Annotated in this window: 11 protein-coding genes; 10 read left to right on the forward strand and 1 reads right to left on the reverse strand. The window is 69.4% G+C overall.

Translation table 11 applies throughout. From position 1 onward, the window contains the following. Positions 1-141: 141 nt before the first annotated feature. From JHAT_RS23615 to JHAT_RS23660, 10 genes are all read left to right on the forward strand, one after another. Entirely contained in the window at positions 142-1,173 is a 1,032-nt protein-coding gene (locus JHAT_RS23615) for an ABC transporter permease (RefSeq protein WP_077800263.1), read from the forward strand. Positions 1,174-1,285: 112 nt separating this feature from the next. Next, positions 1,286-3,088 (forward strand): ABC transporter substrate-binding protein, encoded by a 1,803-nt coding sequence (locus JHAT_RS23620; RefSeq protein WP_077800264.1) that lies wholly within the window; start codon positions 1,286-1,288, stop codon positions 3,086-3,088. 116 nt (positions 3,089-3,204) lie between these two features. After that, positions 3,205-4,182 carry an ABC transporter permease gene (locus JHAT_RS23625; RefSeq protein WP_077800265.1) on the forward strand — a complete coding sequence of 326 codons (978 nt, stop codon included), beginning with the start codon at positions 3,205-3,207 and terminating at the stop codon, positions 4,180-4,182. 10 nt (positions 4,183-4,192) lie between these two features. Then, positions 4,193-5,254, forward strand: a complete 1,062-nt coding sequence (locus JHAT_RS23630) for an ABC transporter ATP-binding protein (RefSeq protein ID WP_077800266.1) — start codon at positions 4,193-4,195, stop codon at positions 5,252-5,254. 27 nt (positions 5,255-5,281) lie between these two features. Beyond that, positions 5,282-6,427, forward strand: coding sequence for an ABC transporter ATP-binding protein (locus tag JHAT_RS23635; protein ID WP_077800267.1), 1,146 nt, complete (start codon positions 5,282-5,284; stop codon positions 6,425-6,427). Positions 6,428-6,668: 241 nt separating this feature from the next. Then, a complete protein-coding gene (locus JHAT_RS23640; protein ID WP_077800268.1) occupies positions 6,669-8,291 on the forward strand; it encodes an ABC transporter substrate-binding protein in 1,623 nt (540 codons plus the stop codon). 9 nt (positions 8,292-8,300) lie between these two features. After that, positions 8,301-9,224: an ABC transporter permease gene (locus tag JHAT_RS23645; RefSeq protein WP_077800269.1), complete on the forward strand. Its 924-nt coding sequence runs from the start codon at positions 8,301-8,303 to the stop codon at positions 9,222-9,224. Beyond that, the gene (locus tag JHAT_RS23650) at positions 9,217-10,227 is read left to right on the forward strand and encodes an ABC transporter permease (protein WP_077800270.1); all 1,011 of its coding nucleotides are present in this window, start codon (positions 9,217-9,219) and stop codon (positions 10,225-10,227) included. Before JHAT_RS23645 ends, JHAT_RS23650 begins: the two co-directional genes overlap by 8 nt. Before the next feature lie 9 nt (positions 10,228-10,236). After that, complete coding sequence (locus JHAT_RS23655; RefSeq protein ID WP_077800271.1) at positions 10,237-11,229, forward strand: ABC transporter ATP-binding protein; 993 nt, start codon at positions 10,237-10,239, stop codon at positions 11,227-11,229. Continuing rightward, on the forward strand, positions 11,222-12,280 hold the full coding sequence (locus JHAT_RS23660; protein ID WP_077800272.1) for an ABC transporter ATP-binding protein: 1,059 nt from the start codon (positions 11,222-11,224) through the stop codon (positions 12,278-12,280). Before JHAT_RS23655 ends, JHAT_RS23660 begins: the two co-directional genes overlap by 8 nt. Before the next feature lie 123 nt (positions 12,281-12,403). Here the strand turns inward: JHAT_RS23660 and JHAT_RS23665 are convergent, their stop codons facing one another. Further along, the gene (locus JHAT_RS23665; protein WP_077800273.1) at positions 12,404-14,518 is read right to left on the reverse strand and encodes a prolyl oligopeptidase family serine peptidase; all 2,115 of its coding nucleotides are present in this window, start codon (positions 14,516-14,518) and stop codon (positions 12,404-12,406) included. Positions 14,519-14,679 lie beyond the last annotated feature (161 nt).

Consider the following 14,679-nt stretch of genomic DNA (forward strand, 5'->3'; position numbering starts at 1 on the left):
GCCGTGAGCCAGGGCTCCTCGAGGGCGGGTTCCCCAAGTCGTTGTTCCCCTCGCGCGCTTCGAATGACATACGCCGTGCGAAGGCCGTCGGACCACTCGTGCACTCCCGGCGGTCTCCAACACCTGTGAAATGGACGAATCATGACGAGTCCAATCGAGATTGAGGGTGCAGAAGCCTCTTCCGTCTTGGACAAAGAGGGCGCACCGCAGGGTGACGCCAAGGAGTCGAAGAAGTCGGAGGGGCGCAGCCCCGGGCAGTTGATGTGGAGTCGCTTCAAGCGCGACCGGACCGGGGTCGTCTCCGCCTTCGTCGTCCTGTTCTTCTTCGTCGTCGCGGCGGCGGCGCCGCTGATCGCGAAGGTGTACGGCAAGAACCCGTATACGCTCTACGGCCAGGACAACCCCGACCTCCTGGACATGTTCACCATGCCGGCGAAGCCCGCCGGCGGCATCGACGGCGAGTTCTGGTTCGGCATCGAGCCCGGTCTGGGCCGCGACGTCTTCACCCAGCTGCTGTACGGCATGCGGACCTCGATCGCCACGGCGATGGCCGCGACGCTCATCATGACGATCCTGGGTGTCCTGATCGGCCTCGCCGGAGGCTACTTCGGCGGCAAGACCGACTACTGGCTCGGCCGGGTGACCGACTTCTTCATGGCCCTGCCCAGCCAGCTGTTCTTCGTCGCCGCGATGCCCGTCATCACCACGGTGTTCGTCGCCCCGGACGAGGAGACGCCCACCTACGTGCGCACCTGCGCGATCATCATCGTGATGTCCTTCCTCGGCTGGATGAGCATGGCGCGCATCGTCCGGGCCGCCACGCTGTCCCTGCGCGACCGGGAGTTCGTCGAGGCGGCACGCATCTCCGGCGCCTCGTCCTGGCGCATCATCCGCAAGGAACTGCTGCCCAACATCGTCACGCCTACGCTCGTCCAGGCGACGCTGACGCTGCCGAGCACCATCCTGAGCATCGCCTTCCTCTCCTTCGTGGGCGTCGGGTACGTCGAGCCCACGCCGGACTGGGGCCGGATGTTCGCCATCGGCGCGAACATCGTGGAGCAGGACCCGTACTACATGCTCTTCCCCGGCATCGCCATGGTGATCTTCGTCGTGGCCTTCAACCTCCTCGGCGACTCCGTCCGGGACGCCTTCGATCCCAAGACGGGCCGCTGAGCCCCCACGGGGACTCCTCGCTCTGCCCCCGGTCGGGCCCGGTGCCACACGGCCCGTTCTCCGGCCACGTACCAGCAGTGCTCACTACTCACAGGCAGGTGGATTCGACTCCATGAGCATCTTCCGAAACCGCACCGCTACGGCCGCGCTCGTCGCGGTGGCGGCGGGCGCCCTGACCCTCACCGCCTGCGGCGGCGGCGACAGCGGCAGCTCGGCCAAGGACAACAGCAAGAGCAAGAAGGACGCCGCGTCGCAGTCCAAGCCTGTGCAGATCGGTGACGCCCAGGCATCGACCGGTCCCGCGCCCGAGGTCCCGGGTGCCAAGCCCGGCGGCGTCGCGACCGTGTACCAGGAGGACGACTTCTCCCACCTGGACCCGGGTCAGATCTACGTCTCGGACGGCAAGCTGCTCAGCCGCCTCATCTACCGCGGCCTGACCCAGTACTCCGAGGACGACAAGGGCAACCTGACCGTCGTGGGCGACCTCGCCACCGACGCGGGCAAGGCGTCCGACGGCGGCAAGACCTGGACGTACACCCTCAAGGACAACCTGAAGGACGAGAACGGCAACCCGATCAACTCGGCGGACATCCGCCACACGGTCGAGCGCCTGTACGCGAACTACATCACCGACGGCCCGACCTACCTCCAGCAGTGGCTGTCCGGCGCCGGCACCACCTACCGCAAGGCGTACGCGGGTCCGGACAAGGGCAAGCACCTGCCCGACAACGTCCTGGAGACGCCGGACGACAAGACGGTCGTCTTCCACTTCAAGGAGGCGCAGCCCGACCTCCCGCAGATGCTGACCATGCCTGGTTACAGCGTCGTCCCGGAGGAGACGGACACCAAGGAGAAGTACGACACCGACCCGGTCGCCAGCGGTCCCTACAAGATCGCGGACTTCAAGCCGGGCAAGTCGATGAAGCTGGTCAAGAACACCCAGTGGGACCCGAAGTCCGACTCGGTGCGCCACCAGTACGTGGACGGCTTCGACATCGAGATGAACCACGATGACGAGGACCAGACCAAGACCCTGCTCGCCGACCAGGGTGCGGCCAAGAACGCGATGATGTTCACGGGCCAGGTCGCCACCACGCAGCTGCAGAAGGTCGTCAGCAACAAGGACGCCATGACCAACCGCACGATCCAGGGCTACGCGCCCTACGTGTGGCAGCTCAACTTCAACCTGGACCGCGTCAAGGACAAGAAGCTCCGTGACGCCATCGCCCTGGCCCTGCCGGCCTCCTCGGTCTTCAAGGCCGACGGCGGTGCCTACGGCGGCGAGGTCGCCAACTCGCTGATGTCGCCCACCACCCCGGGCTACGACGAGACGTACGACCCGTTCAACCGCGCCAAGAAGCCCAACGGTGACATCGAGGCCGCCAAGAAGCTGATCAAGGAAGGCGGCTTCGAGGGCAAGAAGCTCGTCTACGCCTACGCCAACACGCCGGTCCGTCAGCAGCAGGCCGTCCTGATCGCCGACGCCCTGGGCAAGATCGGCCTCGACGTCCAGAAGAAGGAGATCGACGCCGCCACCTGGTACGAGCAGGTCGGCAAGGTCAAGAACGGCCTGGACCTGTACATGACCGGCTGGGGCCAGGACTGGCCGTCGGCGTCCACGGTCTTCCCGCCGGTGTACGACGGCACGCAGATCCAGGACGGCGCGTCGAACTACTCGCACATCAACGACCCGCACGTGAACTCGGAGATCAAGCGGATCCAGAAGATCACCGACACCGCCGAGGCCACCAAGGCGTGGGGTGAGCTGAGCACGTACATCACCGAGAAGATCAACCCGGCCGCGCCGATCTACTACACCAAGGTCTTCCAGATCTTCGGTTCGAACATCGGCGGCATCCGCTACAGCTCCGACTCGAGCTACGTGGACGTCACCCGGATCTTCCTCAAGAAGTAATCCGCCCTGTCGGGAAACCGGTGGTGGGCGCGCGGCGGAGCGCCCACCACCGGGGCCCGGATCCCCTTCCAGACCTCCCCAACCGATTGCCGCCGTCCTGAGAGCAGCTGCCTGCCATGCTTCAATTCCTCATTCGCCGGACGTTCGGCGCGGCGCTGATTCTGCTGTTGATCAGTGCGTTCACGTTCTTCATGTTCTTCGCGATCCCGCAGGACCCGGCCATGCTGGCCTGTGGCAAGAACTGCACGCCGGACGCGCTGGCGATCATCCACAAGAACCTCGGCCTCGACTCACCGGTCCCCGTCCAGTACTGGAACTTCATCGTCGGCATCTTCGCCGGCCGTGACTTCGCCGTCGGTCACTGCGCCGCGCCCTGCTTCGGCGTCTCCTTCGCGAACAACCAGAACGTCTGGGACACGATCGTCGACCGCTTCCCGCTGACGCTCTCGCTGACCGTCGGCAGCCTCGTGGTCTTCCTCATCGTCGGTCTCGGCGCCGGCATGCTGGCCGCGAAGAACCGCGGTACCTGGCTGGACAAGACGTTCAGCTCGGGCTCTCTGGTGATCAGCTCGATGCAGATCTACTTCCTCGGCCCGCTGGTCCTGCTGTTCCTGGTCTACAACACGGGCTGGCTGGACAAGCCGAAGTACGTGGAGTTCTCCGAGGACCTCGGCGGCTGGTTCATGGGGCTGCTGATCCCCTGGATCGTCATGGCGACGATCTTCACCGCCAACTACACCCGCATGAGCCGTTCGTCGATGATCGAGCAGCTCCAGGAAGAACACGTGAAGGCGGCCCGCGCCAAGGGCATGTCGGCCAACTACACCTTCTTCCGCTACGCCTGGCGCGGCTCCCTCATCCCCATCATCACCATCCTCGGCATCGACCTGTCCTCGCTGCTGTCGGGCGGCATGGTGACCGAGCTGACCTTCGGCCTGGCCGGACTCGGCCGGCTCGCGCTCGACTCCGTCACCAACAAGGACCTGCCGATGCTGATGGGCGTGATGCTGGTCAGCGCCGCACTCATCATCGTCTTCAACCTGATCGTGGACGCCCTGTACGCCGTCATCGACCCGCGCGTGCGCCTGTCCTAGGAGAACCACCGTGACCACTCAGACCAAGCCCGAAGAGGCACCGGCCGCCGCCGCGGGGGACGCCTTCCTCTCGGTGCGCGACCTCAAGGTCCACTTCTCCACCGAGGGCGGCATCGTCAAGGCGGTGGACGGACTCTCCTTCGACCTGGAGCGCGGCCGGACGCTCGGCATCGTGGGCGAGTCCGGCTCCGGCAAGTCGGTGACCAACCTGGCCGTCCTCGGCCTGCACAACCGCAAGAACACCGCCATCGACGGGTCGATCACGCTGGACGGTCAGGAGCTGACCACCGCCAGTGAGAAGCAGATGGAAAAGCTGCGCGGCATGAAGATGGCGATGATCTTCCAGGACGCGCTGACCGCCCTGTCGCCGTACTACACGATCGGCCGTCAGATCGGCGAGCCCTTCATGAAGCACACCGGTGCCTCCAAGAAGGACGCCCGGGTGCGCGCCATCGACCTGCTGGAGAAGGTGGGCATCCCGCACCCGCAGCAGCGGGTCGACGACTACCCGCACCAGTTCTCCGGCGGTATGCGGCAGCGCGCCATGATCGCCATGGCGCTCGCCTGCGACCCCGACCTGCTGATCGCCGACGAGCCGACCACGGCCCTCGACGTGACGGTGCAGGCGCAGATCCTCGACCTGCTCAAGGACCTGCAGCAGGAGTTCGGCTCCGCGATCATCATGATCACCCACGACCTGGGCGTGGTCGCCAACATGGCCGACGACATCATGGTGATGTACGCCGGCCGTGCGGTCGAGCGCGGCACCACGCGTGAGGTGCTCAAGTCGCCGCAGCACCCGTACACCTGGGGCCTGCTGGGATCGATGCCGAGGCTCTCCTCCGACGTCGACGAGCCGCTGATGCCGATCCCCGGATCGCCGCCCTCGCTGCTCAACCCGCCCTCGGGCTGCGCGTTCCACCCGCGGTGCGCGTTCACCGACAAGGTCTCCGGGGGCCGTTGCTCGGGTGAGCGTCCGACGCTCGCCCCGGGCCGCGCGGCCGCCTGTCACCTGACGGGGGAACAGCGGCAGCAGGTGTTCATCGAGACGATTCAGCCCCGGCTGGGCTGAGCGGAAACCGGCGACTGGGGCATCACCATGAGCGACAACAGCAAGACGAACACGGCGGTCGCCGACTCGTTCCCGCAGCAGCGGGACGGCGGCGGCACACCCCTCATGCGGGTCAAGGGCCTGAAGAAGCACTTCCCGATCAAGGGCGGCTTCCCGATCCGGCGCACCGTCGGCGCGGTCAAGGCCGTCGACGGCCTCGACTTCGAGGTCTTCGCGGGGGAGAGCCTCGGCCTCGTCGGCGAGTCCGGCTGCGGCAAGTCGACGACCGGTCGGCTGATCACCCGTCTGTACGAGCCCACCGAGGGCACCATCGAGTACAACGGGCAGGACATCAGCCACGCGAACCGGTCGCAGCTGGCGCCGATCAGGTCCGAGATCCAGATGATCTTCCAGGACCCGTACGCGTCGCTGAACCCGCGGCAGACCGTGGGCACGATCATCTCGGGCCCGATGGAGATCAACGGGATCAACCCGCCCGGCGGCCGCGAGAAGCGGGTCCGGGAGCTCCTGGAGATCGTCGGTCTCAACCCGGAGCACTACAACCGCTTCCCGCACGAGTTCTCCGGCGGCCAGCGCCAGCGCATCGGCGTCGCGCGCGCCATCGCGCTCGAGCCGAAGCTGATCATCGCCGACGAGCCGGTCTCGGCCCTCGACGTGTCGATCCAGGCCCAGGTGGTGAACCTGCTGCAGGAGGTGCAGCGGGAGATGGGGATCGCCTTCGTCTTCATCGCCCACGACCTGTCGATCGTGCGGCACTTCTCGCAGCGCGTCGCGGTGATGTACCTGGGCAAGATCGTGGAGATCGCGGACCGCGACTCCCTCTACGAGCGGCCCCGCCACCCGTACACGCACGCGCTGCTGTCGGCCGTGCCGGACGCGGACATCGACGCGGAGAAGAAGGAGCGCATCCGCCTCCAGGGCGACGTGCCCTCGCCGATCTCCCCGCCGTCCGGCTGCCGCTTCCGCACCCGGTGCTGGAAGGCCCAGGACAAGTGCGCGACCGAGGAGCCGCCGCTCGTCCGTATCGAGGGCAGCAGGGCCGGTCACCTGACGGCCTGCCACTTCCCGGAGGAGCCGACCGTCGAGGCCCGTGCCGAGGACATCGTCCTCGACCCGGCCCTCGCGGCCCTGGAGGACGGCCCCGACGACGAGGCGGGCGTCTCGAAGAGCTGACCCGACGGTTCCGGCCCCGGCGGCCGGGGACCTGACGACCCGTGGACCGGGGGCGGGAGGACACCTCCCGCCCCCGGTCCTTCGTGTGCCGCCGGGCGCGGGCCCGGCACCCTCCCGCCGTACGTCCGTCCGGAGGACCCCCCGAACCCGTACGGACCGGGCGGATGTGCGCCACGGGACCCGCCCCCCGATGCTGGCCGAGAACGGACCGGCGGACGAGTCAGGCACTGGGAGGCACTCCATGCGCGGAGTCACGCACGCCACATGGGCCGCATGCGCGGCGGCGGCGGTCCTCGCGGTGACGGCCTGCGGGAGCGGCGGCGGCTCGGACGGCGGTGCCGTGCTCAGTTCCTCCTGGGGCGACCCGCAGAACCCGCTGGAGCCGGCCAACACCAACGAGGTGCAGGGCGGCAAGGTCCTCGACATGCTCTTCCGGGGGCTGAAGAAGTACGACCCGAGGACCGGCGAGGCGAAGGACATGCTCGCCGAGAGGATCGACACCTCCGACTCGCAGAACTTCACCGTCACCGTCAAGGACGGCTGGACCTTCAGCAACGGCGAGAAGGTGACCGCCCAGTCCTTCGTGGACGCCTGGAACTACGGCGCCAGCCTGAAGAACAACCAGCGCAACGCGTACTTCTTCGCGTACATCGACGGCTACGACGAGGTGCACCCCGAGGACGGCGGCGGGCAGAGCGCCGACACGCTCTCCGGGCTGAAGGTCACCGGCCCCCGCACCTTCACGGTCAGGCTCAGCCAGAAGTTCTCGTCCTTCCCCGACACCCTCGGCTACCCGGCCTTCGCCCCGCTGCCCAGGGCGTTCTTCGACGACCACGACGCCTGGCTGAAGAAGCCGGTCGGCAACGGCCCGTACCGGGTCGACACCTACGCCCGCGGCGCCCAGATGTCCCTGCGCGCGTGGGACGGGTACCCCGGCCCGGACAAGGCGCAGAACGACGGCGTCGACCTGAAGGTCTACACCGACAACAACACCGCCTACACCGACCTGATGGCCGGCAACCTCGACCTCGTCGACGACATCCCCGCCGCCCAGCTCAAGAACGTCGAGAAGGACCTCGGCGACCGGTACGTCAACACCCCCGCCGGCATCCTCCAGACCCTCGCCTTCCCCTACTACGACGAGGACTGGAACAAGCCCGGCTCCGAGAAGGTCCGCACCGGCCTGTCCATGGCGATCGACCGCAAGCAGATCACCGACACCATCTTCCGGAAGACCCGCACCCCGGCCACCGACTGGACCTCACCCGTCCTCGGCGCGGACGGCGGCTACAAGCCGGGCCTGTGCGGGGACGCCTGCACGTACGACCCCGAGCGGGCCAAGAAGCTGATCGAGGAAGGCGGCGGCCTGCCCGGCGGCCAGGTCAGGATCACCTACAACGCCGACACCGGCTCCCACGGGCAGTGGGTCGACGCCGTCTGCAACTCCATCAACAACGCCCTGGACGACGACCGCGCCTGCGTCGGCAACCCGGTCGGCACCTTCGCCGACTTCCGCAACCAGATCACCGGCAAGAAGATGAGCGGCCCCTTCCGCGCCGGCTGGCAGATGGACTACCCGCTCATCCAGAACTTCCTCCAGCCGCTCTACTACACCAACGCCTCCTCCAACGACGGCAAGTGGTCCAACGAGAAGTTCGACGGCCTCGTCGACGAGGCCAACGGCCAGACCGACGCCGCCCGGGCCGCCCGGACCTTCCAGCAGGCCGAGGAGGTGGTGCGGGACGACATGGCCGCCATCCCGCTCTGGTACCAGAACGGCAGCGCCGGCTACTCGCAGCGGCTGTCCGACGTCGAGCTCAACCCCTTCAGCGTCCCCGTCTACAACCAGATCAAGGTCGGCTGAGGAGGCGCCATGGGACGGTACGTCGTCCGGCGGCTGCTCCAGATGATCCCGGTCTTCATCGGGGCCACGCTGCTGATCTTCCTGATGGTCAACGTGATGGGCGACCCCATCGCGGGCCTGTGCGGCGACCGGGAGTGCGACCCGGCCACCGCGGCCCGGCTGCGCAAGGAGTTCGGCCTCGACAGGCCCGTGTGGCAGCAGTACCTCACCTACATGGGCAACGTCTTCACCGGCGACTTCGGCACCGCCTTCAACGGCCGGCCGGTCACCGAGCTGATGGGGACGGCGTTCCCGGTGACCGTCCGGCTGACGATCGTGGCGATCGTCCTCGAGGTCGTCGTCGGCATCGCGCTCGGCGTCGTCACCGGCCTGCGCCGCGGACGCCCCGTCGACACCGGGGTGCTGCTGCTCACCCTCGTCGTCATCTCGGTCCCCACCTTCGTCACCGGCCTGCTGCTCCAGCTGCTGCTCGGCGTCAAGTGGGGCTGGATCGACCCGGCGGTCTCCACGGCCGCCCCCTTCGACGAGCTGATCGTCCCCGGCCTGGTCCTCGCCTCCGTCTCCCTGGCGTACGTCACCCGGCTGACCCGCACCTCCCTCGCCGAGAACCGGCGCTCCGACTACGTCCGCACCGCCGTCGCCAAAGGCCTGCCCCGCCACCGGATCATCACCCGGCACCTGCTGCGCAACTCCCTCATCCCGGTCGTCACCTTCATCGGCACCGACATCGGCGCCCTGATGGGCGGCGCCATCGTCACCGAGCGGATCTTCAACATCCACGGCGTCGGCTACCAGCTCTACCAGGGCATCCTGCGCCAGAACACGCAGACCGTCGTCGGCTTCGTCACCGTCCTGGTCCTCGTCTTCCTGGTCGCCAACCTCGTCGTCGACCTCCTGTACGCCGTACTCGACCCGAGGATCCGCTATGTCTGAGCAGGAGTCCTACGAGCCCGAACGCGTCATCGCCGGGACCGGCGCGGGCGGGACGCCGGACCTCGGCACCGGTGAGGCCGTCGTGCTGGAGAAGCCCTCGCAGAACCCCGACGGCGCCGTCCCCCGGGGGCCGGACCCCTCGGCCGCCTCCGGCGCACGGGCCCGCAGCCTGTGGTCCGACGCCTGGCACGACCTGCGCCGCAACCCCGTCTTCATCGTCTCGGGCCTGGTGATCCTCTTCCTCGTCGTCATCTCCGCCTGGCCCTCCCTGATCGCCTCCGGCAACCCCCTCCAGTGCGACCTGGCCAAGGCCCAGGAGGGCCCCCAGCCCGGCCACCCCTTCGGCTTCAACGGCCAGGGCTGCGACGTCTACACCCGCACCGTCCACGGCGCCCGGACGTCGGTGGAGGTCGGCGTCCTCGCCACGCTCGGGGTGGCCGTCCTCGGCAGCGTGCTCGGCGGGCTCGCCGGGTACTTCGGCGGGGCGGGGGACGCGGTCCTGTCCCGGATCACCGACGTCTTCTTCGCGATCCCCGTCGTCCTCGGCGGCCTGGTGCTGCTCTCCGTCATCACCAGCAACACCGTCTGGCCGGTCATCGGCTTCATCGTGCTGCTGGGCTGGCCGCAGATCTCCCGCATCGCCCGCGGCTCCGTCATCACCGCCAAACAGAACGACTACGTCCAGGCCGCCCGCGCCCTCGGCGCCTCCCACTCCCGCCTCCTGCTGCGCCACATCGCGCCCAACGCCGTCGCCCCCGTCATCGTCGTGGCGACCATCGCGCTCGGCACCTACATCGCCCTGGAGGCGACCCTGTCCTTCCTCGGCGTGGGCCTGAAGCCGCCCAGCGTCTCCTGGGGCATCGACATCTCCGCCGCCGCCCCCTACGTCCGCAACGCCCCGCACGCGCTGCTGTGGCCCTCCGGCGCCCTGGCCGTCACCGTCCTCGCGTTCATCATGCTCGGCGACGCGGTGCGCGACGCCCTCGACCCGAAGCTGAGGTGAGCCGCCGCCATGCTGCTCGAAGTGCGCGACCTACACGTGGAGTTCCACACCCGCGACGGCGTCGCCAAGGCCGTCAACGGCGTCAGCTACGGCGTGGACGCCGGCGAGACCCTGGCCGTCCTCGGCGAGTCCGGCTCCGGCAAGTCCGTCACCGCCCAGGCGGTCATGGGCATCCTCGACGTCCCGCCCGGCCGGATCACCGCGGGCGAGGTCCTCTTCGAGGGACGGGACCTGCTGGGGCTGAAGGAGGAGGAACGCCGGAGGATCCGCGGCGCCGAGATGGCGATGATCTTCCAGGACGCGCTGTCGTCGCTGAACCCCGTCCTGACCGTCGGCGACCAGCTCGCCGAGATGTTCACCGTGCACCGGGGCATGTCCCGCAGGGACGCCCGCGCCAAGGCGGTCGAGCTGATGGACCGGGTGCGCATCCCCGCCGCCGGGGAGCGGGTGAAGCAGTACCCGCACCAGTTCTCCGGCGGCATGCGCCAGCGCATCATGATCGCGATGGCGATGGCCCTGGAACCCAAGCTCATCATCGCCGACGAGCCGACCACCGCCCTCGACGTCACCGTCCAGGCCCAGGTCATGGACCTGCTCGCGGAACTCCGGCGCGAGCTGCGCATGGGCCTGATCCTCATCACCCACGACCTGGGCGTGGTCGCCGACGTCGCCGACAGGATCGCCGTGATGTACGCGGGCCGGATCGTGGAGACGGCGCCCGTCCACGACCTCTACAAGGCCCCGGCGCACCCGTACACCCGCGGCCTGCTGGAGTCGATCCCGCGCCTGGACCACAAGGGCCGGGAGCTCTGCGCCATCAAGGGCCTGCCGCCCAACCTCACCCGCATCCCGCCGGGCTGCGCCTTCCACCCCCGCTGCCCGATGGCCCGGGACGTCTGCCGCACCGACGTACCGCCGCTGTACGAGGTGACGGAGCCGGAGTGGTCCGACGCCGAGCGGGGCAGCGCCTGCCACTTCTGGAGGGAGTGCCTGCATGGCTGAGCCGATCCTGCAGGTCCGCGGGCTGGTCAAGCACTACCCGCTCACCTCCGGCATCCTCTTCAGGAAGCACGTCGGCGCGGTCAGGGCGGTCGACGGCGTGGACTTCGACCTCGGACGCGGCGAGACCCTGGGCATCGTCGGCGAGTCCGGCTGCGGCAAGTCCACGGTCGCCAGGATGCTGGTCAACCTGGAGAGGCCGACGGCGGGGGAGATCCGCTACAAGGGCGAGGACATCACCCGCCTGTCGGGCAGGGCCCTCAAGTCCGTGCGCCGCAACATCCAGATGGTCTTCCAGGACCCGTACACCTCCCTCAACCCCCGGATGACGGTGGGCGACATCATCGGGGAGGCCTACGACATCCACCCGGAGGTGGCCCCGAAGGGCGACCGGCGCAGACGGGTCCAGCACCTGCTGGACGTGGTCGGCCTGAACCCGGAGTACGTCAACCGCTATCCGCACCAGTTCTCCGGCGGACAGCGCCAGCGCATCGGCATCGCGCGCGGACTCGCCCTGCGTCCGGAGATCATCGTCGCGGACGAACCGGTCTCCGCCCTCGACGTCTCGGTCCAGGCGCAGGTCGTCAACCTGATGGGCCGGCTCCAGGACGAGTTCGACCTCTCGTACGTCTTCATCGCCCACGACCTGTCGATCGTCCGGCACATCTCGGACCGGGTCGGTGTGATGTACCTCGGCCGCATCGTGGAGACCGGCCGCGACGCCGAGATCTACGACCACCCCACGCACCCCTACACCCAGGCCCTGCTGTCCGCCGTGCCGGTGCCCGACCCGGAGGCCCGGGAACACCGCGAGCGGATCATCCTGGCCGGAGACGTGCCCTCCCCGACGAACGTCCCCTCCGGCTGCCGCTTCCGCACCCGCTGCTGGAAGGCGCGGGAGCGGTGCGCCCTGGAGGTGCCGGCGCTGGCGGTGCCCGCCGGGTTCCGGGACGTCTCCGGCCCCGCCGCGCACGACTCGGCGTGCCACTTCGCGGAGGAGAAGCAGGTGGTCCCGCCCGAGGCCGACGGGGAGGGCGGGGGCGGGCCGGGGTGAGATGGTGCGCCCCGGCCCGCTCACGGCACCCGCACGGCCGTACGCCCACGAGGTTCGCGCGTCCGTATATCGGAACCGCGTCGGTGGAGTTGCCTGCGTGTTACGGCCGTCGGCGTCCGGGTGTCAGGCCAGCGACCGCTTCAGGAAGTCCACCTGGAGCAGCAGCAGGTTCTCGGCGACCTCCTCCTGCGGCGTCATGTGCGTGACGCCGGACAGCGGGAGCACCTCGTGCGGGCGTCCGGCCGCCAGCAGGGCCGAGGACAGACGCAGGGAGTGCGCGACCACCACGTTGTCGTCCGCCAGCCCGTGGACGATCATCATCGGGCGGTGCGGCTCGGCGGCGTCGACCAGGCCCGCGTCGTCGATCACCGAGTTGCGGCGGTAGACCTCCGGCTGCTCGTCCGGGTGACCGACGTAGCGCTCCTGGTAGTGGGTGTCGTACAGCCGCAGGTCCGTCACCGGGGCGCCCACGATCGCCGCGTGGAAGACGTCCGGCCGGCGCAGCACCGCCAGCGCCGCCAGATAGCCGCCGAAGGACCAGCCGCGCACGGCCACCCGGTTCAGGTCGAGCGGGAAGTCGGCGGCGAGGGCCTGGAGCGCGTCGACCTGGTCCTGGACGACGACCGCGGCCACGTCGTCCTTGACGGCCTTCTCCCAGGCGGGCGAGCGCCCCGGTGTGCCCCGCCCGTCGGCGACGACCACCGCGAAGCCCTGATCGGCGAACCACTGCGAGGTGAGGTGCGCGTTGTGCGCGGCCACCACGCGCTGGCCGTGCGGACCACCGTACGGGTCCAGGAGCACCGGCAGGGAGGTGTCACCGTGGTAGTCCGTCGGCATAAGCACGGCGCACGGGACACGGCGTGCGCCCCCTTGGGTGAGCGTCACGCGCGGGGACGAACCGGGGTGTTCGGCGTACGAGGCGACGGTCGCCACCGGCTTCCCGTCCCGCAGCACCTGCGCCCGGGCCCCCGGCCGGTCCAGCGTCGCGGAGACGAGGACGGTCACGCCCCCGGCGCGCACCGCCGAGTGCACGCCGGGCTCCCGCGAGACGCGCTCCACGCCGAGTTCGTTCACCCGGTACACGTGGACCTCGCCGGTCTCCGGGTCGGCCGCGTCCTCGCCCGCCGACGCGGAGACCAGCACGTCGTCGGCGGATACGTCCAGCACCGCCCGCAGGTGCAACTGCGCTCCGGTGAGCGGTCGTTCGCCGACCGCGAGGACCCGTGCCCCGCCCTCGTCGGCGATCCGCACGAGCTGCCCGGACGGGCTCCAGCAGGGCACACCGGGGAAGAGTTCCAGCCAAACCGGATCTTCGTCCGCGTGCACCATCCGGGTCGCCCCGGACGCGGTGTCCACGGCCAGGTACAGCTGGCTGCGCTGGTCGCGCGCCTGTACGAGGAGCAGTGGCGCCCCCGCCGCTGACCAGTGCACTCGCGCCAGATACGGGTACCGCGCCCGGTCCCAGAGGACCTCCGTGCGCCCCCCGTCCAGCCCGGTCAGGAACAGTCGTACGTCCGCGTTGGCGGTGCCCGCCGCCGGGTACGGGACGTGTTGTGGATCACGTTCGGGGTGGGCCGGGTCGGAGATCCACCACCGTCTGACCGGCGTGTCGTCCACCCGCGCGACCAGCAGCCGGTCGGACTCCGGGCTCCACCAGAAGCCCCGCGTCCGCCCCATCTCCTCGGCGGCGATGAACTCGGCGAGCCCGTGGGAGACGCCCTCGGCGTCCGGCTCGGCCAGCGCCCTGTCCCCGTCCCCCTCGGCGCCCACCACCCGCAGGGCGCCCCGGGCGACGTAGGCGACGTGCCGTCCGTCGGGGGAGGGCCGCGGATCGATCACCGGCCCGGGAACGGGGAGTTCACGGGCCGTGCCCGCCCGCAGCTCGGCCGTGAAGAGCCGCCCCGACAGGGCGAAGGAGGCCAGCTCGACGGCCGCGTCGGTGGCGTAGCCGACGATGCCGGCGCCGCCCTCGCGGCTGCGCTCGCGCCGCGCCCTCTCCTCGGGCGACAGGCGCTCCTCGGCGCCGCCGAGGAGGGCGCGCGGGTCCGCGGCGACGCGCTCCCCGCCCTCCGCGAGGTCGAGGACCCACAGGGAGTTGGCCCGGTCCGTACCGGAACCGGAGCGCAGGAAGGCGACCCGTGAACCGTCGGGTGCCACGGTGAACGCACGCGGCGCGCCGAGCGTGAACCGCTGGGTGCGGGCGTGCCGTCTGGGGAAGGATTCGGGCTCGGTCGTCATGCCCTGACCATATTGGCCATGCGCCCCCTTGTGCGGCCGTGCGCCGATCGATGCGCGCGTACGGATAGTTATGATCACTAGCGCACAGTGGGTATCAACTGGGTGCCCGCTGCGTGGATTTATCTGCTCCTGCGTACCGAAGCGTTCCGATAGTCCGACCG

Source organism: Streptomyces sp. JHA26 (assembly GCF_002005565.1).
Classification (GTDB): Bacteria; Actinomycetota; Actinomycetes; order Streptomycetales; family Streptomycetaceae; genus Streptomyces.